Here is a 24,744-nt window from a genome sequence, read left to right on the forward strand (position 1 = left end):
GGTTCGGCTGCTGTCGTTGTGGACGGCCGGTGACAAACAGCATTAGCGGTTGCGCAACGCCGGTTCCATCGCCACTTTCGCATCGGACCAATTCGCGAGTTTAGCCTCATGTGCGGACGCTTTGCCCTGACCGCCACGCCGGAGCGCACCGCCGCCTTTCTCGGTCTGGCGGAGCTCGAGGATTTTCCGGCCCGCTACAACATCGCGCCGACGCAGCCGATCCTGATGGCGCTCTCCGGTCTGCCGCAGGCGCCGGGCTCGAACCTGCCCGACCGGCAGCCGATGCTGGCGCGTTGGGGCCTGATTCCCACCTGGGTAAAGGACACGCGCGAGTTTCCGTTGCTGTTCAACGCCCGCTCGGAAGGGGCGGCCGAAAGGGCTTCGTTCAAAGCCGCCATGCGCCACCGTCGCGCTCTGGTGCCGGCCTCCGGCTTCTATGAGTGGCGCCAAACCGGCGGCAAGAAGGGGCAACCCTACTGGATACGGCCGCGGCATGGCGGGTTGGTCGCCTTCGCCGGGCTGATCGAGACCTATGCCGAACCGGGCGGCTCGGAAATGGACACCGGCGCCATCCTCACCGTCAATGCCAATGCCGACATCGCCCACATCCATAACCGCATGCCGGTGGTGATCGCGCCTGAGGATTTCGCCCGCTGGCTGGATTGCCGCGCGCTCGAACCGCGCGACGTGGCCGACCTGCTGCGGCCGGCGCAGCCCGATTTCTTCGAGGCAATTCCCGTTTCCGACCTCGTCAACAAGGTCGCCAACACTGGGCCGGAGATTCAGGAGAGGGGTGTCGTCGGGCCGGAGCCGGAGAAAGTCAGGCGCCAGAAGCCTGGCGCGGACGACACTCAGATGACGCTTTTTTAGCAGAGGCTGTTATTTCAGGGCGCTGATTGACGCCCTCACGCCGGCAACGGCCAGCGGCATGCCAATTCAGGCAGCGCGCGGCGACACGATCTTCGGCGCCGGCTTCTTCTTTTTTGCGGTGTGCAGAAGGGCTGCGACAATCGCGGCCGGGCCGATCGCCCGGTAGTGATTGGCCAGCGCCGGTTGCTGGGCGTGGCTGGTATCTTGCTTGCTTCGAGACATGCTTCTCTTCCCTGGTAACATTTTCGTGTCTGCGTGTGCCGGGCGAATCTGACCGAATCGTGACGTCTGGTGAACTAGCCGGCGAATGTTTCATGACTGTGCCGACATGTTTAATAAAATGTTTCGGCCCTCAATTACCTCTGGTCCAACGACTCTTTTGCCGAAAGTTGCGACTTGACGGCAACACTGGGCGAGGCGATAAAGCCGCGCATGAAAACGTTTTTCGCCATTTGTGGCATTTGCATTATTGGCTAGCCTCGCGCTGGTCCGGACGTTTTCGCCTCATCTTCCTTCTAGAGTGGACAAACGCCCCGGCCAGCAGGCTGGAACCTGATTTGCGCCTCGGCGCGGAGCTGGCTCCGACCATGTTCGAACGAAGCAACCGACCGGGACGGCACGAATGTCTGACGCATCGAAGGGCCTGCGCCTCTACAACACGCTAACGCGGAGCAAGGAAGAGTTCTTCCCGATCGATCCGTTGAATGTGCGCATGTATGTCTGCGGCCCGACGGTCTACGACTTTGCCCATATCGGCAATGCGCGGCCGGTGATCGTCTTCGATGTGCTTTTCCGTCTGTTGCGCCATCTCTACGGCGAGACGCATGTCACGTATGTGCGTAACATCACAGATGTCGATGACAAGATTAACGCTCGCGCCTTGCGCGATTTCGGTGGCGAGATTTCTTCGGGAAAACTGTCGCTCAACGAGGCGATTCGGCGGGTCACCGAAAAGACCGCCGACCAGTTTCACGACGATGTGGCTACGCTCGGCTGCCTCGAGCCGACGGTCGAGCCGCGCGCCACCGAATTCGTCGCCCCGCGCGCCGACGGCAAGGCCGACATGATCACCCTGATCGAGCGCCTGATCGAGCGCGGCCATGCCTATGTCGCATCAGGCGAAGTGCTGTTCGACACCGCCTCGATGCCGGATTATGGCCAGCTGTCGAAACGCAATCTCGACGAGCAACAGGCCGGCGCCCGCGTCGCCGTCGACGCCCACAAGAAAAGCCCCGGCGACTTCGTCTTGTGGAAACTGTCGTCGCCGGAAGAGCCGGGCTGGGACAGCCCGTGGGGCAGGGGCCGGCCGGGCTGGCACATCGAGTGCTCGGCCATGTCGGCCGCCTATCTCGGCGAGGTCTTCGACATCCATGGCGGCGGCCTCGACCTGATCTTTCCGCACCACGAGAACGAGATCGCCCAGTCGCGCTGCGCCCACGGCACCGACGTCATGGCCAAGGTGTGGATGCACAATGGCTTCCTGCAGGTCGAGGGCCAGAAGATGTCCAAGAGCCTGGGCAATTTCTACTCGATCAACGAACTCTTGGAGACGGAGACCTTCGGCGGTCGCAAATGGCCGGGCGAGGTGCTCAGGCTGGCCATGCTGATGACGCACTACCGCGAGCCGATCGACTTTTCCGTGCGCAAGCTGGAAGAGGCGGAGAACACGCTGCGCAAATGGAAGCGGGCTGCCGATCTGGCCCCAGCGGTGGTAAAGCCGTTGCCTGAAGCCGTGGTCGAAGCCCTGTCGGACGATCTTGCCACCTATGCCGCGTTCCAGGTGCTGACGCAGCTGGCCGGCGATGCCGCCGACGGCAATGACGCTGCTGCTTCGCTGAAGGCCGCCCTTCTGTTCCTCGGCTTCAACGTGGCGTCGGCTGATGTCGATGAAGGCAATGTCGCCAAAGCCATCGCCAATCGCCTGGCGCTGATTGCCGCGAAAAACTGGCCCGAGGCCGACCGCATCCGCGACGAGCTGCTGGCGCAAGGTGTACAATTGAAAGACGGCAAGGACCCCGCCACCGGCGAACGCATCACCACCTGGGAGGTAAAAAGATGATCGACCATCTTGGCATCGACGTTGCCGATTTCGACGCTTCGAAGGCCTTTTACGACAAGGCGATGGCGCCGCTCGGTGCGTCGCTGCTCTATATGGTGCCGCTGGAATACACTGGCGGCGAAAAGGTTGGCGGCTATGGCCGCGACCGGCCGGTGTTCTGGCTGCAGGAAGGCAAGGATGGCCAGAAGGCCCACCAGCACGTCGCCTTCACTGCGCGCAGCCGCGCCGAGGTCGATGCCTTCCATGCCGCGGCCCTTGCTGCCGGCGGCCGGGACAATGGCGGCCCGGGCCTGCGCCCGCACTATCACCCGAATTACTACGGCGCCTTCGTCTTCGATCCCGACGGCAACAATGTCGAAGCCGTCTGCCATGCCCCGGAGTAAGGACCGATGAGCCTCGACAACCGGCCCATCTATACCGGCGGCTGCCAGTGCGGCGCGGTGCGCTTCCGCGTCGAAGGCTCGCTGGGGGATGCCTCCATCTGCCATTGCCGCATGTGCCAGAAGGCGTTCGGCGCCTTCTACGCGCCGCTGGTCTCGGTGCGCGGTGCAAAGCTCGACTGGACGCGCGGCAAACCGAAATATTTCCAGTCGTCGAACCATGTCAAACGCGGCTTCTGCGCCGATTGCGGCACGCCGCTGACCTTCACCGCGCCGGACGGCGTCGGCCTCGCCATCGGCGCTTTCGACGATCCGGCGGAGATCGCGCCGTTGATCCAGTGGGGCACCGAGGCAAAATTGCCCTATGTCGACTTGATCCCGCAATTGCCGGGCGAGGACACGTCGGCCGATCTCTCGTCGGCGCCCTATCTTGCCGACCTCGTCTCCTATCAGCATCCCGACCACGACACCGAACAATGGCCGCCGGAGGAAAGATCATGACCGAAACGGTACGAACCGGCGGCTGCCAGTGCGGCGCCGTGCGCTTTCGCATCCACGGGGCGCTCGGGCGCCCGTCCATCTGCCATTGCCGCATGTGCCAGAAACAGTTCGGTTCGTTTTTTGGCGCGCTGGTGACGGTGCCCAAGGACGGCGTCGAATGGATCCGCGAGGAGCCGAGCTATTTCCAGTCGTCGGTCAACATCGATCGCGGCTTTTGCGCCCGTTGCGGCACGCCGCTGACCTACCGCCAGCCCGGCGGGCTCGAGATTGCAATCGGCGCTTTCGACGACCGCTCGGATCTCGCGCCGCAGATCCAGGTCAACTACGCCGTCCGGCTGCCCTGGGTCGAGACGATCTTCGATCAGCCCGTGCATCAGGATCCGGATTTCTATACCCGCCAGGAGCAGATCATTTCCTTCCAGCATCCCGACCACGAAACAGCGGACTGGCCAGCCCACGGACTGCAGCTATGAGCAGTGGACTGCGCACGCTTTATCCCGAGATCGAGGCCTTTGACTCCGGCATGCTGGATGTCGGCGACGGCCACCAGGTGTATTGGGAGCGTTCGGGTACCAAAGGCGCCAAGCCGGCGGTGTTCCTGCATGGAGGTCCCGGCGGCGGTTTCTCGCCGAAGCATCGGCGGCTGTTCGACCCAAAACTTTACGATGTCATCCTGTTCGACCAGCGCGGCTGCGGGGAGTCGACGCCCAACGCCTCGCTCGAGGCCAACACCACCTGGCATCTTGTCGCCGACATCGAGCGGCTGCGCACCATGTGCGGCTTCGAAAAATGGCTGGTGTTCGGCGGCTCCTGGGGCTCGACGCTGGCGCTCGCCTATGCCGAGACCCACCCCGACCGCGTCAGCGAACTGGTCGTGCGCGGCATCTACACACTGACCCGCGCCGAGCTTGAATGGTATTATCAGTTCGGTGTGTCCGAGATGTTCCCGGACAAATGGGAGCGCTTTTTGGCGCCGATCCCTGAGGCCGAGCGCGGCGACATGATGGCCGCCTACCGCAAGCGGCTGGTTGGCTCCGACCGCAAGGCGCAGATGGAGGCCGCCCTAGCCTGGAGCTTGTGGGAAGGCGAGACGATCACGCTGCTGCCGGAGCCGGAGACCAGCGACAAGTTCGGCGAGGACGACTTCGCCGTCGCCTTCGCCCGCATAGAGAACCATTATTTCGTCCATGCCGGCTGGCTGGAGGAAGGGCAGCTTTTGCGCGATGCGTGGAAGCTGAAAGATATCCCCGGCACCATTGTCCACGGCCGCTACGACATGCCATGCCCGGCGCGCTATGCCTGGGCGCTGCACAAGGCGTGGCCGAATGCGGATTTCCACCTGATCGAGGGCGCCGGCCATGCCTATTCGGAGCCGGGCATTCTCGACCGGCTGATCCGGGCGACCGACCGGTTTGCGGGGAAATGACCATGGCTCGCGAGCGCCTCTATCTCTTCGACACCACACTGCGCGATGGCCAGCAAACGCCAGGCATCGACTTTTCCGTCGAGGACAAGATCGCCATCGCCAAATTGCTCGACGATTTCGGCATCGACTATGTCGAAGGCGGCTATCCCGGCGCCAATCCGACCGACACTGCTTTCTTCCAGCAGAAGCGCACGGCCAACGCCAAATTCGTCGCCTTCGGCATGACCAAGCGGGCAGGGGTATCAGCCTCCAACGATCCTGGCCTCGCCGCTCTCGTGCAGTCGAAATCCGACGCCATCTGCTTTGTCGCCAAGAGCTGGGACTATCATGTGCGCGTCGCCCTCGGCTGCACCAATGAGGAGAACCTCGACTCCATAAAAGTCTCGGTCGAAGCGGCGATCGCATCGGGCAAGGAGGCGCTGGTCGACTGCGAGCATTTCTTCGACGGCTTCAAGGCCAATCCCGACTATGCGCTGGCCTGTGCGAAGACCGCCTATGATGCCGGCGCGCGCTGGGTGGTGCTGTGCGACACCAATGGCGGCACGCAGCCGTCCGAGGTGCGCGCCATCGTCGATACGGTTATTGCGTCCGGCATCCCCGGCGATCATCTCGGTATTCATGCTCATGACGACACGGGCCAGGCGGTGGCCAATTCGCTGGCCGCGGTCGAGGCCGGCGTGCGCCAGATCCAGGGCACGCTGAACGGCATCGGCGAACGCTGCGGCAACGCCAATCTGATCTCGATCGTGCCGACGCTGGCGCTGAAACCGGCCTTTTCGACGCGTTTCGAAACGGGCATTTCGGCCGAGGCGCTGACCGGTGTCTCGCGCCTTTCGCGCGCCTTCGATGAGCTCCTGAACCGCGCGCCGGAAGCCCAGGCGCCCTATGTCGGCGCGTCCGCCTTCGCCACCAAGGCCGGCATTCATGCCTCGGCCCTGGCCAAGGAACCGGCAACCTACGAGCATGTCGAGCCGCAAGCCGTCGGCAACCGCCGCCGCGTCATGGTCTCGGACCAGGGCGGCAAGGCCAATTTCCTCGCCGAGCTGAAGCGGCGCGGCATCGACATGCCGAAGGACGATCAGCGGCTCGACGCGCTGATTTCCGTGGTCAAGGAACGCGAGGCCGAGGGCTATGCCTATGAAGGCGCCGACGCCAGCTTCGAGCTTCTGGCGCGCAGGATGCTGCACGGCGTGCCGGAATTCTTCAACGTCACCTCCTTCCGCTGCATGGTTGAGCGCCGCTTCGACGCCAACGGCCAGCTGAAGACGGTCTCCGAGGCGATCGTCAAGGTGGTGGTCGACGGCGAGGAAAAGATGTCGGTGGCCGAAGGGCATGGCCCGGTCAACGCGCTCGATATCGCGCTGCGCAAGGATCTCGGCAAGTTCCAGAACGAAATCGCCGACCTCGAACTGGCCGACTTCAAGGTGCGTATCCTCAATGGCGGCACCGAAGCGATCACCCGGGTTTTGATCGAATCGCATGACGGCACCGGCGCGCGCTGGTGGACGGTCGGCGTCTCCGAAAACATCATCGACGCCTCATTCCAGGCGCTGATGGATTCGATCGTCTACAAACTGATGAAGAACCGCGACATGGCCGGGCTGGTGGCGGCGGAGTGAGCGCCCTTCCTCGCTCCCACTTCGTGGGGCGAGGAACTTGCGCCTTGACACTTGAACCATCACCAAAAGTCCATTGATCCATCAGTAATTTGCGATGGTCTTGGCAGAGCGGCTGGGCCATAGCGTTGGGCCATGGTCACAGAAGCAATTCGCCTGGAAGCAGATGCCAAGGCCCGTCGCGGCTTCCTGCTGGCGCTCGCCGCCTATCTCCTGTGGGGGCTGCTGCCCTTCTACATGAAGGCGGTCGCGCATCTACCGCTGGCCGAAGTCATCGCCCACCGCATCGTCTGGTCGGTGCCGATTGCCGCAGCTGTCCTGGTGTGGGCCGGCCGCACGGCGGATTTCAAGGCCGCAATTCGCTCGCCGCGCACAATCGCCATGGCAGCGCTGACTGCGGCGCTGATCTCGGTGAACTGGGGCATCTATGTCTGGGCGATCGCGGTGGATCGTACCGTCGAAACCGCGCTCGGCTACTACATCAACCCGCTGGTCAACGTCGTCGTCGGCGCGCTGCTGCTTGGCGAGCGGCTCGACCGGCTGCAGATCGCTGCAGTGGCGCTGGCGGCAGTCGCGGTCACGGTGCTGACCATTGAGGGCGGCAAGCTGCCCTGGGTGTCGCTGGCGCTGGCGTTTTCCTTCGCCGCCTACGCCTTCTTTCGCAAGACGCTGCCGATCGGCCCGAGCCAGGGGTTCCTGCTCGAAGTGCTTTTGCTGTCGGTGCCGGCACTCGGCTACATCGGCTTCCTGATCGCCACCGGACAGGACCATTTCATTTCCGGCACCGCGACCGATACCGCCTTGCTGATCGGCTGCGGCCCGATCACCTCGGTGCCGCTGCTGCTGTTTGCGTTCGGCGCCAGGCTGCTGCGGCTGTCGACCATCGGCATCATGCAGTACATCGCGCCGACCATTGTCTTCCTGATCGCCGTGCTGATCTTCCATGAGCCTTTCGGCACCATCCAGGCCATCGCCTTCGGTCTGATCTGGGCGGCGCTGGCTATGTATTCCTGGTCGATGTTCCGCGGCCGCGAGATCCGGCCGCCGGTGGCGGCCGCCAGCTAGGGATTCCCGATGTACGTGTTGCATATCGCCAACAAGAACTATTCCTCGTGGTCGCTGCGGCCATGGGTGCTGATGCGCACGCTGGATATCCCGTTCGAGGAACGACTGACGCCGTTTCCGACCGGATCGAGCTGGGACCTTTACCGTCCGTTCTCGCCCAGCGGCCGGGTGCCGTGCCTGATCGACGACGGCTGGGCGGTTTGGGATTCACTGGCCATCGCCGAATATCTCGCCGAGCGCCACCATGGTGTCTGGCCTGTCGAAGCCAAGGCACGAGCCTGGGCACGCTCGGCTGCCGCTGAAATGCATTCGAGCTTTACTGCGCTGCGCAACCTATGCCCGATGAGTTGCGGCCTGCGCGTAGAACCCTTTCCTATGTCGGATGCGCTGAAGCACGATCTCTTCCGCCTCGGCGATCTCTGGAATGACGGTCTTGCCCGCTTCGGCGGACCGTTCCTGGCTGGCGAGCACTTCACCGCCGTCGACGCCTTCTTCGCTCCGGTGGCGTTTCGGGTGCAGTCCTACGGGCTGTCGTTCGAGGGTGCGGCCGCCGCCTATCCCAGGCAATTGCTCGACCTGCCGGCGATGCGCGACTGGTATGAAGCTGGCCTTGCCGAGACATGGCGCGAACCCGACCATGAGGCGGAAGTTCGTGCCGCCGGCACCATCACCGAAGACCTGCGCGCCACAGCCTAAAGGGCAGGGCGCTATCTCTTTGTTTGACGCCGGAAAACCGTTTCACACTTTTCCTGGAATTGCTCTAAAAGCCTCGTCCGAGCCGGCGGACGAACAGATAGGTGATCCCCGCGATCCCCAGCGACACCGCCGAAACCACCCAAAACCCCATCGACGTGTTGACGAGCGGCAGGCCGCCGACATTCATGCCGAACAGGCCTGAGATGATGGTCATCGGCAACAGCACCGCCGTCATCACCGACAGCACGTAGAGCAATTCGTTCGACTGCGTCGTCAGCTTGGCCATCAATTCGTCCTGCAACAGCCGCGCGCGCGCCTGCAACTGTTCGCCGTCATAATGCAGCGTCTGCGCCCGGTGCGACAGCCGCGTCGCCATATCGTTGATCGAGTCCGGCAGGTCGTTGCGGTGCGAATGGTCGAGATGGCGAAACAGATTGGTCAGCGTCGCCATCTGCCGGTGGATCACCACCAGATGCCGGCGTGCGTCGACCAGCGGCTGCCGCTCATTGTGCCATGCGTCGCAGACGATGCGATCCTCGATACCGTCGAGCGTGTCGCCGAGGCCGCCGAGCTCTTTCACCATGCCGTCGAACGACTGACCGATGACGGCCTCAATCAGTTCGGCCGGGGAGGGGAACTTGCGCGATCCGTTCTCGATCGCCTTGCGCACATTGTCGACTGATTCCAGCGGTTGCTTGCGGGCGCCGATCAGCATCGTGTCGTTGAGGGCGAAGCGGAAATGGCCGAGCCCGCGCGCTTCCGCTGAATAGTCGTGGCGCAGGTCCGGCAGGTCGCCATAGAGCCAGTCGTCCTCGAGGTCGATGTGGCAGCCATGGCTCGAGGTCAGGAAGGCTTCGCGCACCGGTGGTGGCAGCGCCGGCTCGCTGGCGATCTCGTGACGGGCTCGCATGTCGGAAAGCTGGTAGCTGCGCCATGTCCAGTGCGCGGCGGCGGCGTCCTTGGTTCGCGCGCCCTCAGCGGTGAAATGATAGATGAAGAACAGCCCATGCTCGTTAGGCAAGAGGGAGGAAGGGCTTTCCGGATTGAGGGCGATGTTCATGGTCGCTGCGCCAGGGTCACGAATACTGCCGCGCGACGGCGGCTGCCGATTCCTAGCATGGGCGAACCCGGATTCGTATGACGGTTTTTTGACAGCGGATCACAGTCTGGCGAATGCCGGACGGCTGGCGATGTACCTCAAGCTGTTATCTTCGCCGCACGAACGGCGTTCGAACCCATCGCAACGGTGCGGTCAGCCGCCAACTGCGAGACGCAAGGAGCGCGTTGCGCTCCATGGACAAATTGTCTCGATCGCGGAGGAGCGCGTCGCGCTCGGCGATCCGTGTTCCGAGTTCACCGCGCAACCGTTCAGCGGCCAATTTCTCAGCGGTCACCGCCATACCCAACACATCGCAGCTTTCATCGAACTTCGTTCGCACCAGATCCAGTTGATCGCGCAATTCACGGCTGTCGCCGTCGGCTGCCATGGCGCGCAGAGTGTCATAGGTGGTTCGGATCAGCGGCGTGACATCCGGATGATTTTGCATGTCCTCGATCGAGGCCCTTTCATGATGCAGATCCAGGGTCAAGAACTGCTCGATCTCGACGTCAGACTGGTCGGAACGACCCGGCCAGACAACGCCGGTCTTTTCGGCTGCGCCGTCCAAATGACGTCGCCAGTCGATCAGGAATTTTTCATGGCGCAGAAAATATCGCGGCATATGTCGCGAATGATACTCCGCTTCGAGCACATGCCTGAGCCATAGCAGAAGTGATTCTGGCAGCGGTAGACCGTCTCGCCGCTTCAGTGAAGCGGCGACCTCAAGAGGATTGCGGACCGGCAGAAGAGCGACAGCATCGACGTCCATCTCGGCCAGGATCGACGAGATGAATGGAACAAATCGGCACATCCGCGGATCTTTGATGAAAAACAGCGGCTCGTCGCCGAATTCGCTGACGAGGATCGCCTTGATTTTGTGGCGATGTCGCTCCGCCGCCCGCGACTGCATCCATTGCGAATCGAGTTTCAACCAGTCATGCCAACGGGATGCGGCCGATGCGAGCAGGTCGTCATTCGCTAAACAGAGAGGCGTGCTTTCCCAATATCCCCTAGGATTGGCGTCGGTTGCCGGCATCAGGTTTTTTGGACCGGCTGCTCCCAGTGCTTTGATGGCGCCTGCAAGCGCTGAGGTGCCGCTGCGGTGCATTCCAAGCACCAGGATCGCCTTTCTCCTGCGCCGTCTGTCCTGCAATATTCCACCCCCCGCCGATATCCTCCGATAGCTAACTAGGCAGTGGGCGGCAAACGGAAATCGTCACCGGACACATTTGCACGCGGTGTTAGGCAAAAGCATTGGCGGTTGAAAGCCGGCGGCCGGCGGCGCCGATCGCCGCCGGCCGCATTATTTTAGGGCGATTCAGCGCTTCGGCCCAAACCCGGGGTAAGGGTTGAGCGGCACGACCGCTGCAACGTCCATCATCCCGGCCTTAACCAGCGGCAGAGTGGCAAGATGGCCGCGCACGTCGGCGTCGCTGCCGGCCTCGAACATCATGCCGCTGCCGGGAACGTCGCCACGGTTCCACACCTGGCGCATGGCGCCTTCGGCATAGAGCGTGCGGCGCTGCTCGGCCTCGCCGGGCAAAAGCGGGGCGAAATCGGCGTCGCTGAACTTTTCGGTGTTGCGGGTGAGAAGGGCAAAGAATTGCATGGCGGTCTCCTGTGTTTGGGATGGCCGAACTATCACCGCCACTCGTCAGACTGTCCAAGACTTATTAGGCTAAAATTGAGACCTTTTAGGACTCGATGCCCGAGGAAAAAATGCTCGACCTGCGCCAGATCCGCTATTTCGTTGCCGTCGCCGAAGCCGGCAATGTCGGCCGCGCCGCCGAAGCGCTGCACATCTCGCAATCGCCCTTGAGCCGGCAGATCATGCAGCTCGAGGCGCAGCTCGGCGTCACCCTGTTCGAACGGGCAAAGCAACGGGTGCATCTCAATGCCGAGGGGCAAGCCTTCCTTGCTGAGGCGAAGGCGCTGCTTGCCGGTGCGAAGCGGCTGGAGGCGTTCGGACGCGACCTGGCGACCGGCGCCGCCGGCCGCCTTGCCATCGGCTATGTCGAGGGCGCGGTGCATGCCGGGCTGGTCGCCGGCATGCTCAAGCAGTTCCGCCGCGACCGGCCGCAGCTCAACCTCAGCCTGATGAGCCTGCGCTCGGCCGCGCAATTGGAGGGGTTGCGCCAGCGCACGCTCGATCTCGCCCTTGTCTACTCGCCGCCGCCGGCCGACTATCCTGAAATTGCCTCGACGCTTGTCCGGCGAGAGCCGCTGGTGCTGGCGATACCCGAGGGCGATGCGCTCACAGCTGTCGCCGACATCCGCCCGCATCATCTCGACGGCCGCATCTGGATAACCGTGGTGCGCCAGCCCGCCGACACCAACCGCGGCCAGTTTCTCGCTGCCTGCATCGAGGCCGGCTTCGTGCCCGACATCGCCTACGAGACGGCCGATCCGCTGACCTCGCTCGGCCTGGTCGGCGCCGGCCTTGGCCTGGCGACGGTGCAGCAGAGCCTGCGCAGTGCCGCCCCGCCCGGGATCGTGTTTCGCGACTTGCCGTGGTTCGAGCGCACCGTCTCGATCCATCTTGCCTGGCGGCGGCAGGACAAGCGGGCGGTGATTGAGGAGTTGAGGAAGGCAGTAGGCAGTAGGCAGTAGGCAGTAGGCAGTAGGCAGTAGGCAGTAGGAATAGGTGCTCTTCCTTGTTCCCCTACTGCCTATTCCCTTACTCCCTCACATCTTGTCAATCACCGACTGCACGCCCTCCGTCGGCGCATCGACGGACGATCCCGCCACCATGATGGCGGCGACGATCGCTTCGGGGTCGGCGACCACCAGTGGCTTGACCCGCTGCGCAGTGTGGATGAAGCCTTCCGCCGTCATGTGGTCGAGCAGCGCCAGCATCGGGTCCCAGAAGCCCTTGACGTTGGCGAAGACGATCGGCTTGCGGTGATGGCCGAGCTGGCCCCAGGTCATGATCTCGACGATCTCCTCGACCGTGCCGATGCCGCCCGGCAGCGCCACAAAGGCGTCGGATTTCTCGAACATCTTATGTTTGCGCTCGTGCATGTTATCGGTGATCACGAGCTCGTCGAGCCGGTCAAGCGCGGTTCCGGTTGCTTCCTTGTTGATGAGGAAGCGGGGAATAATGCCCGTAACCTTGCCGCCGGCCCGCAACGCGCCTTCGGCGACGGCGCCCATGATGCCTTTGGTGCCGCCGCCATAGATCAGCCGCAGGCCGGACCTGGCAATCGAACGGCCAAGCAGGTGTCCGGCCTTGGCATAGGTTTCATCGCGGCCCGGAGACGAGCCGCAATAGACACAGACGGATCGAATCGTGTTCATGCAAGTGATTGGTGATTGGGTCTGAAAGCGTGGTCAAGCCCCAGAGGTGAACAAGCCCGGGCTTTTTCTTGTCGGTCCAGACAAAACGCGCTAGACCGGCATTAGGTGGCTAAGGGGTAAGCAAATACATGGCAATCAATCCATTGAAGGCGTTTTTGTTCGCGGCGGGTGGGACTGCCGCGGTCGCGGGAACGGCCTATGTGTCGGGTGCACTTGACCCGTATCTCAATCACACGCCGCCGGCGGAAGTCGCGGCGCTGACACCGCCGGCGCAAAAGCCGGCAGACCCGGGGACCGAGGGACGGCTGCCGCCAGCACCCGCCGCGGCCACCGATGCGCCGGCGCCGGCTGCGCCAGCACCTGCAACGGATGCCGCGGCACCGGCTGCGCCGGCAACGGATGCGGCAGCGCCTGCAGCACCCGCGGCAGCGACCCCGCCTGCCGCAGCACCGGCCGCCACCGGCCCGATTGCGCCGAGCTTCGATGTCGTTCGCGTCGAAAGCAACGGCTCCATCGTCGTTGCCGGCAATGCGGCGCCCAACGCCAAGGTCGAAATCCTCGACGGCTCGACGGTTCTCGGTTCGACGGTCGCCGGTCCCGATGGCGCCTTTGTCATCGTTCTCGACGATCCGCTGAAGCCTGGCGATTACACGATCGCGCTGCGCGCCACGACCGGCGATGTCGTCACCCCATCGGTGCAGACCGCTGTCGTCTCGGTTCCCAAGGATGCCGCCGGCCAGGTGCTGGCGATGGTCGAGGAACCGGGCAAGCCGGCCGAATTGCTGACTGTTCCGGCGCCCGAGACGAAGCCTGCCGCGCCGGCTGCCGAGGCACCTGCGCCCGCTGCTCCGGCGCCTGCCGCAGCTGCTGAACCTGCCGCCCCCGCGCCGGCTGCACCGGCCGTGGTTGAGGCGGCGCCGGCGACGCCGCCGGCGGCAGCCGTGGCCGAACCCAAGATCGTCGTCGAGGCGGTCGAGATCGACGGCAACAAGATTTTCGTTGCCGGCCTCGCCGATGCCGGCCGCAAGGTGCGCGCCTATGCCAACGACATCCTGCTCGGCGATGCACAAACCTCGCCTGACGGCCACTTCCTGGTCGAGGCGACGCGCGACATTCCGGTCGGCAGCTACACCATCCATGTCGACGGCCTCGATGCCGACGGGGTGAAGGTGGTGGCCCGTGCCGCTGTGCCGTTCGAGCGCGAGCCGGGCGAGGCGGTTGCCGCCGTGGCGCCCGCCGAGGCCAAGCCTGCCGAGGTCAAGCCGGCAGCGCCGGCGACGGTGGCCGAAGCGCCTGCCGCACCTGCAACAACCGAACCCGCCGCCCAGCCTGCACCGGCAGTGGTCGCAGAAACGCCCGCACCCGCGGCGCCGGCTGTTGCCGCCGCGCCGGCCGAGACGGCACCAGCGACGACGCCGGCTCCTGCCGCCGAGGCTCCGGCCGTGGTGGCGGCAGCAACGCCGCCGGCCGAAGTGCCCGAGACCGTAGCGCCCAAGCTCGAACATGCCGACGGCGCCGTCATCATCCGCCGCCACGACACGCTGTGGCGGATTTCGCGGCGCGTCTACGGCCACGGCGTCCGCTATTCGACCATCTACCTCGCCAACCAGGACCAGATCACCGATCCCGACCGCATCTGGCCGGGGCAGGTGTTCAAGGTGCCGGAAAAGTCGAAGGAAGGCGAAGCCGCCGACCTCAAGGCGATGGGCGACCAGATGACGACCCCGCCGGCCAAAACGCAGTAGGTCGGGGATTGGCTAATCTCCCCCCTTGAGAGGGAGATGGCCGGCAGGCCAGAGGGGGTCGTCGCGCGTGAAGCGTCGACCTTCTCTTTTCTCCGAGCGACGTCGCGTCAGGACGTACCGACCCCCTCTGTCGCCCTCGGCGACATCTCCCCCTCAAGGGGGGAGACTAGGTCGCTACCCATTGGAGTAGCTTGCCCCACACCCGTTCATCGTCTATCGCCGATGACCGATGACAGAATCTCTCCTCGAAACAAACACACGCTGCCGCGCCCCCGACAGCCGCGCCGTCGCTGCCCGCATGGCCGCTCTTTCGCATCCGGCGCGCATCGAAATCCTGAAACATCTGTCGGCCAGCAGTTCCTGCTGCTGCCGTGAGGTCGTCGACCATCTCGACCTGGCGCAATCCACCGTTTCCCAACATCTGAAGATCCTCGTCGAAGCCGGGCTGGTCCGCTTCGAGCCCGACCGCCAGCGCTCGCGCTACGAGGTCGACCGTGCGGCGCTCGCCGATATCTCGGCATCGCTGACCGCGCTCGTCAATTCCTGCTGCTCCGGCCGCTAAAAAGATAAGAAGAAGGCACCAAAAATGGCCGAAAAAACCGTCTCCGCCGACTCCGGCTCGACCTTCAAGACCTTGCGCAACCTGTGGCCGTATATGTGGCCGGCCGACCGCGCCGACCTCAGGGCGCGGGTGGTGTGGGCGACCGTGCTACTGGTCGTCGCCAAGCTGACCCTGGTCGCTGGGCCCTATTTCTTCAAATGGGCGACCGATGCGCTGGCCGGCGATGCCAAGTCGGTGCCGCCGCTGCCGACATTCCTGCTGGCGCCGGTCATGCTGGTCGTCGCCTACAATGTCGTGCGGCTGGTGCAACTCGGCTTCAACCAGCTGCGCGATGCGCTGTTTGCCCGCGTCGGCCAATATGCGGTGCGCCAGCTCGCCTTCCGCACCTTCGTCCACATGCACGAACTGTCGCTGCGCTTTCACCTGGAACGGCGCACCGGCGGCCTGTCGCGCATCATCGAGCGCGGCACCAAGGGCATCGAGACGATCGTGCGCTTCACCGTGCTCAACACCTTGCCGACCATTCTCGAATTCGCGCTGACCGCTGGCATCTTCGCCGTAACCTATGGCTGGAAATACGTGGCTGTCGTTGCGGTCACGGTGCTGCTCTACATCTGGTTCACCGTCCGGGCCAGCGACTGGCGCATCGTCATCCGCCGCGACATGAACGACAGCGACACCGACGCCAGCACCAAGGCGATCGACTCGCTGCTCAACTACGAAACGGTCAAGTATTTCAACAATGAAGGCATGGAGGCCGAGCGTTTCGACCGCTCGATGGCGCGCTACGAGATCGCGGCGACCCGGATCTGGACTTCGCTCGGCTGGCTGAACTTCGGCCAGGGCATCATCTTCGGTCTCGGCACGGTTGTCGTCATGTGCATGTCGGCGCTGCAGGTGCAGGCCGGCACGCAGACGGTCGGCGATTTCGTCTTCATCAACGCCATGCTGGTGCAGCTCTCGGTGCCGCTCAATTTCATCGGCTTCATCTACCGAGAAATCCGCCAGGGGCTGACCGACATCGAGCAGATGTTCGACCTGCTCGATGTGCCGCAGGAGATCCTCGACAAGCCTCATGCCAGACCTTTGGTCGTCGGCACCGGTAAGGTCGAATTCCGCGACGTGCACTTTTCCTACGACCCCAACCGAAAGATCCTCAAAGGCATCAGCTTCGAGGTGCCGGCCGGCAAGACGGTCGCCATTGTCGGACCCTCGGGCGCCGGCAAGTCGACCATTTCCAGGCTTTTGTTCCGCTTCTACGACATCCAGAGCGGGGCGGTGCTGATCGACGGCCAGGACGTCCGCGATGTGACGCAGGAGAGCCTGCGCGGCGCGATCGGCATGGTGCCGCAGGACACCGTGCTGTTCAACGACACCATTGCCTACAACATCCGCTACGGCCGTGTCGGCGCCAGCGAGGAGGATGTCCGCAAGGCCGCCGAACTCGCCCAGATCGGGCCATTCATAGAGCGGCTGCCCAACGGCTACAAATCGATGGTCGGCGAGCGCGGGCTGAAACTGTCGGGTGGCGAGAAGCAGCGCGTGGCGATCGCCCGCACCATCCTCAAGGCGCCGCCGATCCTGATGCTCGACGAGGCGACCTCGGCGCTGGACAGCCATACCGAACAGGAGATCCAGGCAGCGCTCGACCTCGTCAGCCAGGGTCGCACCACAATCGTCATCGCCCACCGGCTGTCGACGGTGATCACCGCCGACGAGATCATCGTGCTGCAAGACGGCCAGATCGCCGAGCGCGGCACCCATGCCGCCCTGATGCGCAAGCGCGGCCTCTACGCTTCGATGTGGGACCGCCAGCGCGAAGCGACGGAAGCCGAGGAGCGGCTGCGCCTCGCACGCGAAAGCGACGAACTTGGCGTCGTCGTGCGCAGGCGTACGTCAGAGGTGAACTAGCGCCGACGTGATCTCCCCCCTTGAGGGGGAGATGTCGCCGGAGGCGACAGAGGGGGTCGCCGCGCGTGAAGCGCCGGCGCCTTCATCAAGAGGACGACGTCGGCGATTATGTGAGACGACCCCCTCTGGCCTGCCGGCCATCTCCCCCTCAAGGGGGGAGATGGCCGCTCCGCCGCCGCGCCATCATCGCCCCGCAAAAATCCCCTTGACCTCAACTTACCTTGAGCTTGCAAACCATCTCCGAGCCTCCTGACCAACAAACCTTCCAAATCGGAGATGAATGAAATGAGTACCAAAAATCACCACAATGGCAGCGTGTTTCGGGTCGACAAGTTTGTCGTCCCGGCCGCTGCCCGCGAAGAGATCCTCACCAAGGTCAGGACGACGCATGAATTGCTGCGCCGGCAGCAAGGCTTCGTCCAGGATTTCCTGCTCGAGCAGTTCTCGGGTCCGGGTGAATTCAACCTCGTCACCATCGTCGAATGGGAAAGCCAGGCCGCCGTCGACAAGGTCGTGCCGATCGTCAAGGCTGCGCATGAGCGCATCGCCTTCAACCCGCAGGAGACGATCGCCCGGCTCGGTGTCCGGGCCGACATCGCCAACTATCAGCGCTTGCCCGAGCTGTAGGACGGCCAGCCGGCCCCTTGTGCCGGCGCCTCGGCGCTGAGCACCTGGCCGGTGCGGGCATCGCTGATCATATGTTCGAAGCCGCGCCACTCCGCGGCGACGATGAGCAGCGTCTTGCCGTCCGGACCGCCGAGCATGCAGGCAAAGCAGCCGCGATCGACGTCGACGCTTTGCAGCACGTCGCCGCCTTCGCGCACCCGCACGCAATGCCGGTTGGGCACGTCGGCATACCAGACGGCGCCCTCGGCATCGATGCAGATGCCGTCGGGAAAGCCGTTGCCGAGATCGGCCCAGACCCGCCGGTTGGCAAGGCTGCCATCGGCGCCGATGTCGAAAGCGGTCAGCCGGTTGGCGTGCGATTCGGCGACGATCAGCGTCCTGTTGTCCGGTGTCACCGCCATGCCGTTCGCAAAGGCGATGTTCTCCGCCACCTGGCGGATCGTCCCATCAGGCGTGATCAGCACGATGGTGCCTGGTCCAAAATGCTCGCCGGCAGCCGGCGCCGGGCCACCGCCATTGACGTAGATGTTAGCGCGCCCGTCGACGACGATCTCGTTCCACGGGCTCTTTGAAAGCCCTCTCAGATCGGCATGGGTGACCAGCGTCCCGTCAGGCTCCTGTCGCAGCAGCAGCCCGTCGCGGCCGGAGACGACGAGCAGGCGCCCGTTCGGCAACCAGTCGATCGAATAGGGCAGGACGGCCGGCACGGTCAGCATGATGTCGCTGTTGCCGTCGCCATCGATAGCGACGATCTCGCCGGTGCCCCAGTTACAGACCCACAGGCGTCCATCATGCCAGCGCGGCGATTCCCCGAAGGCGAGGCCAGTCGTTACGATACGCGCTTCATGGACTGCTGATTTCTGCGACGGCATTGCGGGCTCCGTGGTTGGTTCGGCAGCACTTCGAAGGAGCGCTATCTCCCAAGGACGAGCGAGCGTGGCTCGCCCCGACAATAGCGTTGGTTTTTATCAGCCGGCCAGTACGCATCTGTCCGATGCCTTGGGCGCCGCCATTGTTGCGTTGCGGGCAGGGGGTGTTTCCGCTATTGAGGCCGAACCTGAAACAAGGGTTGTCCCCATCCCATGAGCCTCGTCGACACGGTCAAGAATGCGTTCGTTCCGATCCATCGCGAGGGCTATCCGTTCATCGCCGCCTTTGGTGCTGGCACGCTTTTCCTTGGCTATTTCTCCTCGATCCTGTTCTGGGTCGGCCTCATCCTGACGGCCTGGTGCGTCTATTTCTTCCGTGACCCCGAGCGCGTCACGCCGGTCGACGACCGGCTGGTGGTCAGCCCTGCCGACGGCATCGTCTCGGCCGTCGGCCCGGCCGTGCCGCCGCGCGAACTTGGCCTTGGCGGCGCCGAAATGACCCGCATCTCGGTCTTCATGAATGTCTTTTCCTGCCATGTGAACCGCGCCCCGGTGCGTGGCCGCATCTCCAGGATCGAGCATCGACCGGGCAAATTCCTCAACGCCGAACTCGACAAGGCCAGCACCGAGAACGAGCGCAACGGCTTGATCATCGACAGCCCCAACGGCACGGTTGTCGCCGTGCAGATCGCCGGGCTGGTGGCGCGCCGCATCGTCTGCTGGGCCGAGACCGGCGGCTCGATCGCCATCGGCGAGCGTTTCGGACTGATCCGCTTCGGCTCGCGCGTCGACGTGTTCCTGCCTTTGACCGCCGTGCCGCGCGTCGCTGTCGGCCAGACCGCTGTCGGCGGCGAAACCGTGATCGCCGAATTTGGCGGCGTTGCCGGAACGCCGCTGGTCAGGATTTCGTAAGCGATGGGCGCGCCGTTCAAGAAATTCGAGGCGCATGGCAGCGGCGGTCCGCGCATCCGCGAAATCCCGATGCGCATGGTGCTGCCCAACCTGGTCACCGTGCTCGCCATTTGCGCCGGCCTGTCCGGCATCCGCTTCGGCTTCGAAGGCCGCTTCGAGCCGGCGGTGGTGATGGTGCTGCTCGCTGCCTTCCTCGACGGCATTGACGGGCGCCTGGCGCGGATGTTGAAGGCGACCTCGAAATTCGGCGCGCAGATGGATTCGCTGGCCGACATCGTCAATTTCGGCGTCGCGCCCGCTTTGGTGCTCTATGCCTTCCTGCTCGACCGGGCGGGATCGCCGGGCTGGATCGCAGTCCTGCTGTTCGCCATCGCCTGCGGGCTGAGGCTCGCCCGCTTCAACGTTCTCGACGAGGACCACGATCGCCCGATCTGGCAGAGCGAATATTTCGTCGGCGTGCCGGCGCCGGCAGGCGCCGTGCTGGTCATGCTGCCGCTTTATCTGTCGTTCCTGCGGGTTGGCGTTGAGCCCAGCCGCCCCGCCGCTTTCGTCGCCACCGGCTTCACCGTCCTGGTCGCCTTCCTGCTGGTCAGCCGGCTGCCTGTCTATTCCGGCAAGAGCCTGAAAGTGCCGGGCGACAAGGTGCTGCCGATCATCCTCGCCGTCGTGCTCTACATCCTGCTTTTGATGACCTATCCCTGGTATACGCTGACCGCGTCTGTCGCCGGCTATCTGATCTTCCTGCCGTTTTCCGTGCGGGCGTACTCGAAACGCGCCAAGCGCGAGGGCGAGAAGGTTCCGCCTTCGGATATTGGCTGACAGGTCCCTGTCGGAACCTGCCGGGCACCTTGACGTTGTATCTCAATAGGCGATCGGAACAGGCCGTCGCGCTATGTCGGCAGGTATGAGTGGCGAGGCGCGGCGTAGCGGAAACGCTAATCCCGAGAGCGACTTGCGTCAGACAAGCCCTGAACAAGAGCGAGGAGAAATGGCTGTCATCCTCATCGGCGCGTTACTCACTATCGGTGCGTTGTGTACATGGCGGGCGCGGTCCTCGGGCGCGGGCGGCTCAGCGATCCGAGGCCCTCTGCCGCGACGCCGGAGCGCCCGACGCCAAATCTCGCAACGACAGGCCCGACACTTGAGCCGCGGCGGCGCGGGCTCGGTTTCTTTGGTCTGTCGCAGAACTGGCCGGGTCTGCTAATGATGGGGGTCGGCCTTATCCTGCTATTGTCGGTGGTGGTCCTTTAGACAAGGGACTCTCAGGCCGCCACACCCAGCCCCAGCTTCTCGATCGCCAGCTTCCGCGTCGAGACATAGTCGGTCTTGCCCGAGCCCAGCACCGGGATTTCCTCGACCTTGACGATGTCGTTGGGCACCATCAGCTCGGCCGCGCCGGCCTGCTTGCCGAATTTGCGCAACTCGTCGGGATTGGCGTCGTCGGCGGTGGTGACCAGCACGATGCGCTCGCCGCGCCGTTTGTCCGGCACCGCGACCGCGGCATGCCGCTCTTCCGGCCACAGCGATTGCACCAGCATTTCCACCGCGCCCAGTGACACCATCTCGCCGGCGATCTTGGCGAAGCGCTTGGCGCGGCCGCGAATGGTGATGAAGCCTTCGCGGTCGACCGCGACGATGTCGCCAGTGTCGTGCCAGCCCTCGAGCGGCTGCAATTCGCCCGGCCGGTCTGCGGTCATATAGCCCATCATCAGGTTCGGTCCGTCGAGCCACAGCCGGCCGGCATCCTCGATGCCCTCGACCGCCTCGAGCTTCATGCGCATGGCCGGCAGCAGCCGCCCGACCGTGCCGTCGCGGCCATGGATGGCGGTGTTGACGGCAACAACCGGTGCGGCCTCGGTCAGCCCGAACCCTTCGATGATCTCGGCCTGGAAGCGCTCGCGGTAGACGCGGCGCGTCTCCGGCTTCACCGCTTCGGCACCGGCGACGACGAAGCGCAGGCTGGAGAAGTCGCCATCCTTGGCGGTGCGCGCGTAGTTGGCGAGGAACGTATCGGTGCCGAACATGATCGTCGGCTTCACCTTGCGGGCGATCTCGGGGATGATCTTGTAGTGCAGAGGCGAGGGGTAGAGAAACAGTTTTACCCCGGTGACCAGCGGCAGGATGGTGCCGCCGGTGAGCCCGAACGAGTGGAACACCGGCAGCACGTTGAGCAGGATGTCGACCGGCGAGATGGTGACGCGCGCCTCTGCCTGCATGGCGTTGGCCACAAGGTTCTTGTGCGACAGCACCACCGCCTTGGGCGTGCCTTCCGAACCCGAAGTGAACAGGATCACCGCCGGTTTGGCAGCGTCCTGCCGCTGCAGGGGCAATCGCCACAGCAAGGCCGCGGTGAGCTTCTCCAACGTGGTGACGCTGGTCCGCACATCCTCCAGCCACAGCAGTTTGGCGCCGCCTTTTTCGACCGCCGCGATGATGTCGGCGAGGTCGGCCTTCTCGACGAAGGCACGTGAAGAGATAACGGTGCGGATTACCGCCGTGCGCACGGCGGCGGTGACGCTGGCCGGGCCGGCGGTGTAGTTGATCATCGCCGCCACCCGGTCGGCCGACAACAGGCCAACGAACGACAGCACCACGCCATTGGCGTTGGGCAGCAAGATCCCCACCGCTTCGCCCGGCGCCGTCACCGCTTCGAATCGGCGGCCCAGCACCCGCGCGCCGATGAACATTTTGCGGTAGCTCAGCGCGCCTGAGATGACGTCCTCGATGATTGGATGCGAGGCGCCGACCCGGTCGGCGGCATCGCGCATGGCCAGGAACAGGCCGCGATTAAGATTTGTGCCGAAAAGCCGGGCCTCGGCGACACGATCGAACAGTGCGTTGGTGTTCGAGGCCTGGTCGGGGTTTTGCGCCAAAAGCTCGGCGATGGTCATCGGCTCCAGGGCGCTGATCGACAGGTGCGGAAACCAGTGCCGCGGTGCCTTGTCGGCCGGCGTCAGCGACCCTGGCAGGCTGCGCGCGCCGCCGACAAAGATCGGCACGATGCAGGCATCCGCCTGCATGGCGATGCGGGTGACGGCGCGAAACAGCCGAAACGCCTTGACGTCAGGTTCGGCCGCATCGGGCAGATAGACGGCGAGCCGGCCTTTGCCCTTCAGCACCCGCACCAGCCGGCGGCTGACGAAGAGATGCTCGGCGTTGAAAGCGATGGTGCGGCCAAGCTCGCGCCACGGCTCCAGCCATGGCGACCGCGCCGAGACCTCGTCGAGAATGTGCAGCGTGTCCTCGGGCAGCAGCGACAGCATCAGCGCCGGTTCGAACCGCGACTGGTGCGAGATGACGTAGATGACCGGCGCCGGTGCCGAGCGCGCGATCTTCATCCGATCGTCTTCGATCCGGTAGGCGAGCTTGAACGGCACATAGAGCAGCGCCTGGGCAAAGCGCAGGCCAAGGCGGAATTTCTCCACCACGCCGATCAGCAGCCAGGCCACAACCAGACCCGCAAGCAGCGCCAGTGTCAGGAACATGCCGCATCTCTCCCAGCGTTTACACGCTGCGGCTCTTTTCCGGCCGCTTCCGGGCAGAGCCTAGCCGAAGTGCGGACAAGGTCAATGCGCAGCTTTTTCCTTCTCCCCGTTCACGGGGAGAAGGTGCCCGAAGGGCGGATGAGGGGCGGCATCGATGTCTCAAGCCGCCTTCAACCGCCCACTGATAAACCGGAATTCCTGCGTCTTGCCGCCATAGCCATAGGCTGCAGCCGGCACTTCATGCACAAAGGCGTAGCTCTCCTCATGCACCGCGCCCAGAAGGCGGCCGAAGGCGGCGAAGATCGCCTTCAGATACGCTTCCAGCTCAAGCTTGGTGTTGGTGCCGTCGACCACCTTGATGTCGAGCCAGAACGTGTTGGCGCCATGATCGGCCAGCGACTTGCCGCCGGCGAACCAGTGCTCCGGGTCGAGATAGGTGATGGCGACCGCGGTGATGGTTGGATCCTTGCGCAGATGCGTCGCGGTCAGTTCGGTCACTTCCTTGGCGATTGTTGCGGAAAGGGTGGCGTTGGGCTTACCGGTGACGCTGACATTGATGATCGGCATGGTCTTGTCTCCTTGGTTTCTCGCGGCATCTGTTCGCCGTTGGAGAGACCATCTCACAGCCTATGGGTAGAAAAAATCGAATTGTTTTTAACTTATAATTCGATATGATCGAATTATGCAAACACTCGATCCCGACCTTCTGAAAACCTTCCTCGCCTTCGTCGATGGCGGCTCGCTGGCGCAGGCAGCATCGACCGTCGGCCGCTCGCCCTCGGCGGTGACCACGCAGATGCAGCGGCTGGAGGAGATCGTCGGCGAACCGCTGCTTCTCGCGCAAGGCCGTGGTCGCGGCCTGACGCCGGCCGGCGAGGATCTTGTCGGACATGCCAGGCGCATCCTGGCGGTACACAGCGAGGCGTGGCTGGCGCTGAAGGGCGCGCGTGCCGACGGCCGCGTTGCCATCGGCACGACACAGGATTTCGCCGACAGCGGCCTGCCGGACCTGCTGAGAGCCTTTGCCGTCAACCATCCGCGCGTGCGGATCGAATTGCGTGTCGGCCGCTCCGCCGAACTTGGGCAGGGGTTGCAATCCGGCACCCTCGACCTGGCGATCGCCATGCGCCAGGCCGCGACGCCGGACGAAGTCGGCGTGCTGCGCGAGCCGATGATCTGGCTCTGGTCGCAAAAGGGGCTGGTCTCGCGCCAGGAGGAGGTGCCGCTGGCAATGCTCGATCCGTATTGCGGCTTTCGCGAAGCGGCGATTGCAGCTCTCGACGCCGCCGGCCGCCGCTACCGCATCGCCGCCGGCAGCGCCAGCCTGGCCGGCTTGCGCACCGCGGTGAATGCCGGCGTCGCGCTGACGCTGCGGACGGCGCGCTTTGCCCATTCCGGCATTGTCGAAGCGCCGCGCGAGCTTGGCTTGCCGCCGGTTCCTGTCGCCGAATTCGCCATCCGCCTGCGTGAGGATGGCGACCGGCCGGCGCAGCATCTTGCGGCGCTGCTGAGCGGCAACCTTGCTTTGTCGGCCGCTCCGGCCTGAACGCAAAGAAAAAGCCGACCTTACGGTCGGCTTCAAGTAGGACGGGCCGAGGGGTTTGGGGGGACTTGGGGGTGGCCC

The 24,744-nt window shown here is 64.2% G+C and carries 25 protein-coding genes; 17 read left to right on the forward strand and 8 right to left on the reverse strand.

Annotated elements, in window-relative coordinates:
- The first annotated feature begins 108 nt into the window (after positions 1-108).
- On the forward strand, positions 109-870 hold the full coding sequence (locus AC1DVW_RS01285; RefSeq protein ID WP_477320769.1) for an SOS response-associated peptidase: 762 nt from the start codon (positions 109-111) through the stop codon (positions 868-870).
- Between the two features lie 66 nt (positions 871-936).
- Here the strand turns inward: AC1DVW_RS01285 and AC1DVW_RS01290 are convergent, their stop codons facing one another.
- Positions 937-1,092: a hypothetical protein gene (locus AC1DVW_RS01290; protein WP_477320770.1), complete on the reverse strand. Its 156-nt coding sequence runs from the start codon at positions 1,090-1,092 to the stop codon at positions 937-939.
- Between the two features lie 400 nt (positions 1,093-1,492).
- Between AC1DVW_RS01290 and cysS the strand changes: the two genes are divergently transcribed.
- The 8 genes from cysS to AC1DVW_RS01330 all read left to right on the forward strand — a co-directional run bounded on the left by cysS (position 1,493) and on the right by AC1DVW_RS01330 (position 8,613).
- Complete coding sequence (gene cysS / locus AC1DVW_RS01295) at positions 1,493-2,929, forward strand: cysteine--tRNA ligase (RefSeq protein ID WP_477320771.1); 1,437 nt, start codon at positions 1,493-1,495, stop codon at positions 2,927-2,929.
- Positions 2,926-3,312: a VOC family protein gene (locus AC1DVW_RS01300; RefSeq protein WP_477243963.1), complete on the forward strand. Its 387-nt coding sequence runs from the start codon at positions 2,926-2,928 to the stop codon at positions 3,310-3,312. Before cysS ends, AC1DVW_RS01300 begins: the two co-directional genes overlap by 4 nt.
- Before the next feature lie 6 nt (positions 3,313-3,318).
- Positions 3,319-3,810 (forward strand): GFA family protein, encoded by a 492-nt coding sequence (locus AC1DVW_RS01305; protein ID WP_477320772.1) that lies wholly within the window; start codon positions 3,319-3,321, stop codon positions 3,808-3,810.
- Entirely contained in the window at positions 3,807-4,283 is a 477-nt protein-coding gene (locus tag AC1DVW_RS01310; protein WP_477243967.1) for a GFA family protein, read from the forward strand. Before AC1DVW_RS01305 ends, AC1DVW_RS01310 begins: the two co-directional genes overlap by 4 nt.
- On the forward strand, positions 4,280-5,236 hold the full coding sequence (pip, locus tag AC1DVW_RS01315) for a prolyl aminopeptidase (protein WP_477320773.1): 957 nt from the start codon (positions 4,280-4,282) through the stop codon (positions 5,234-5,236). Before AC1DVW_RS01310 ends, pip begins: the two co-directional genes overlap by 4 nt.
- On the forward strand, positions 5,233-6,855 hold the full coding sequence (gene cimA / locus AC1DVW_RS01320; RefSeq protein WP_477320774.1) for a citramalate synthase: 1,623 nt from the start codon (positions 5,233-5,235) through the stop codon (positions 6,853-6,855). The genes pip and cimA overlap by 4 nt, the downstream gene beginning before the upstream one ends.
- Before the next feature lie 132 nt (positions 6,856-6,987).
- Positions 6,988-7,917 carry an EamA family transporter RarD gene (gene rarD, locus AC1DVW_RS01325; RefSeq protein ID WP_477320775.1) on the forward strand — a complete coding sequence of 310 codons (930 nt, stop codon included), beginning with the start codon at positions 6,988-6,990 and terminating at the stop codon, positions 7,915-7,917.
- 9 nt (positions 7,918-7,926) lie between these two features.
- The gene (locus tag AC1DVW_RS01330) at positions 7,927-8,613 is read left to right on the forward strand and encodes a glutathione S-transferase family protein (RefSeq protein ID WP_477243973.1); all 687 of its coding nucleotides are present in this window, start codon (positions 7,927-7,929) and stop codon (positions 8,611-8,613) included.
- A 64-nt stretch (positions 8,614-8,677) separates the two neighbouring features.
- On the opposite strand, the gene AC1DVW_RS01335 is transcribed toward AC1DVW_RS01330, so the two are convergent.
- From AC1DVW_RS01335 to AC1DVW_RS01345, 3 genes are all read right to left on the reverse strand, one after another.
- Positions 8,678-9,673, reverse strand: coding sequence for a transporter (locus tag AC1DVW_RS01335; RefSeq protein WP_477320776.1), 996 nt, complete (start codon positions 9,671-9,673; stop codon positions 8,678-8,680).
- 145 nt (positions 9,674-9,818) lie between these two features.
- Entirely contained in the window at positions 9,819-10,820 is a 1,002-nt protein-coding gene (locus AC1DVW_RS01340; RefSeq protein WP_477320777.1) for a sulfotransferase family protein, read from the reverse strand.
- Positions 10,821-11,030: 210 nt separating this feature from the next.
- Entirely contained in the window at positions 11,031-11,321 is a 291-nt protein-coding gene (locus AC1DVW_RS01345; protein WP_477320778.1) for a muconolactone Delta-isomerase family protein, read from the reverse strand.
- 95 nt (positions 11,322-11,416) lie between these two features.
- Between AC1DVW_RS01345 and AC1DVW_RS01350 the strand changes: the two genes are divergently transcribed.
- Positions 11,417-12,322 carry a LysR family transcriptional regulator gene (locus tag AC1DVW_RS01350; RefSeq protein ID WP_477320779.1) on the forward strand — a complete coding sequence of 302 codons (906 nt, stop codon included), beginning with the start codon at positions 11,417-11,419 and terminating at the stop codon, positions 12,320-12,322.
- A 75-nt stretch (positions 12,323-12,397) separates the two neighbouring features.
- On the opposite strand, the gene AC1DVW_RS01355 is transcribed toward AC1DVW_RS01350, so the two are convergent.
- On the reverse strand, positions 12,398-13,009 hold the full coding sequence (locus tag AC1DVW_RS01355) for an LOG family protein (protein WP_477316436.1): 612 nt from the start codon (positions 13,007-13,009) through the stop codon (positions 12,398-12,400).
- Positions 13,010-13,137: 128 nt separating this feature from the next.
- On the opposite strand from AC1DVW_RS01355, the gene AC1DVW_RS01360 reads away from it, so the two are divergent.
- The 4 genes from AC1DVW_RS01360 (at position 13,138) to AC1DVW_RS01375 (ending at position 17,854) form a co-directional block, all read left to right on the forward strand.
- A complete protein-coding gene (locus AC1DVW_RS01360) occupies positions 13,138-14,754 on the forward strand; it encodes a LysM peptidoglycan-binding domain-containing protein (protein ID WP_477320780.1) in 1,617 nt (538 codons plus the stop codon).
- Positions 14,755-14,983: 229 nt separating this feature from the next.
- Entirely contained in the window at positions 14,984-15,316 is a 333-nt protein-coding gene (locus tag AC1DVW_RS01365; RefSeq protein WP_477243986.1) for an ArsR/SmtB family transcription factor, read from the forward strand.
- A gap of 24 nt (positions 15,317-15,340) precedes the next feature.
- Positions 15,341-17,227, forward strand: coding sequence for an ABCB family ABC transporter ATP-binding protein/permease (locus AC1DVW_RS01370; protein ID WP_477320781.1), 1,887 nt, complete (start codon positions 15,341-15,343; stop codon positions 17,225-17,227).
- Between the two features lie 285 nt (positions 17,228-17,512).
- Complete coding sequence (locus AC1DVW_RS01375) at positions 17,513-17,854, forward strand: antibiotic biosynthesis monooxygenase family protein (protein ID WP_477248352.1); 342 nt, start codon at positions 17,513-17,515, stop codon at positions 17,852-17,854.
- Here AC1DVW_RS01375 and AC1DVW_RS01380 read toward each other — a convergent pair.
- The gene (locus tag AC1DVW_RS01380; RefSeq protein WP_477320782.1) at positions 17,833-18,726 is read right to left on the reverse strand and encodes an SMP-30/gluconolactonase/LRE family protein; all 894 of its coding nucleotides are present in this window, start codon (positions 18,724-18,726) and stop codon (positions 17,833-17,835) included. The genes AC1DVW_RS01375 and AC1DVW_RS01380 overlap by 22 nt on opposite strands.
- Positions 18,727-18,936: 210 nt before the next feature.
- On the opposite strand from AC1DVW_RS01380, the gene AC1DVW_RS01385 reads away from it, so the two are divergent.
- Both AC1DVW_RS01385 and AC1DVW_RS01390 read left to right on the forward strand, forming a co-directional pair.
- The gene (locus tag AC1DVW_RS01385) at positions 18,937-19,635 is read left to right on the forward strand and encodes a phosphatidylserine decarboxylase (protein ID WP_477248349.1); all 699 of its coding nucleotides are present in this window, start codon (positions 18,937-18,939) and stop codon (positions 19,633-19,635) included.
- 3 nt (positions 19,636-19,638) lie between these two features.
- Positions 19,639-20,454, forward strand: a complete 816-nt coding sequence (locus AC1DVW_RS01390; protein ID WP_477248347.1) for a CDP-alcohol phosphatidyltransferase family protein — start codon at positions 19,639-19,641, stop codon at positions 20,452-20,454.
- 443 nt (positions 20,455-20,897) lie between these two features.
- On the opposite strand, the gene AC1DVW_RS01395 is transcribed toward AC1DVW_RS01390, so the two are convergent.
- On the reverse strand, positions 20,898-23,120 hold the full coding sequence (locus AC1DVW_RS01395) for an AMP-binding protein (protein WP_477320783.1): 2,223 nt from the start codon (positions 23,118-23,120) through the stop codon (positions 20,898-20,900).
- A 159-nt stretch (positions 23,121-23,279) separates the two neighbouring features.
- The gene (locus AC1DVW_RS01400) at positions 23,280-23,687 is read right to left on the reverse strand and encodes a tautomerase family protein (RefSeq protein WP_477320784.1); all 408 of its coding nucleotides are present in this window, start codon (positions 23,685-23,687) and stop codon (positions 23,280-23,282) included.
- Positions 23,688-23,802: 115 nt separating this feature from the next.
- On the opposite strand from AC1DVW_RS01400, the gene AC1DVW_RS01405 reads away from it, so the two are divergent.
- Positions 23,803-24,666, forward strand: coding sequence for a LysR substrate-binding domain-containing protein (locus tag AC1DVW_RS01405; protein WP_477320785.1), 864 nt, complete (start codon positions 23,803-23,805; stop codon positions 24,664-24,666).
- Positions 24,667-24,744 lie beyond the last annotated feature (78 nt).

The sequence above is a fragment of the Mesorhizobium sp. P3_B5 genome (assembly GCF_056402815.1).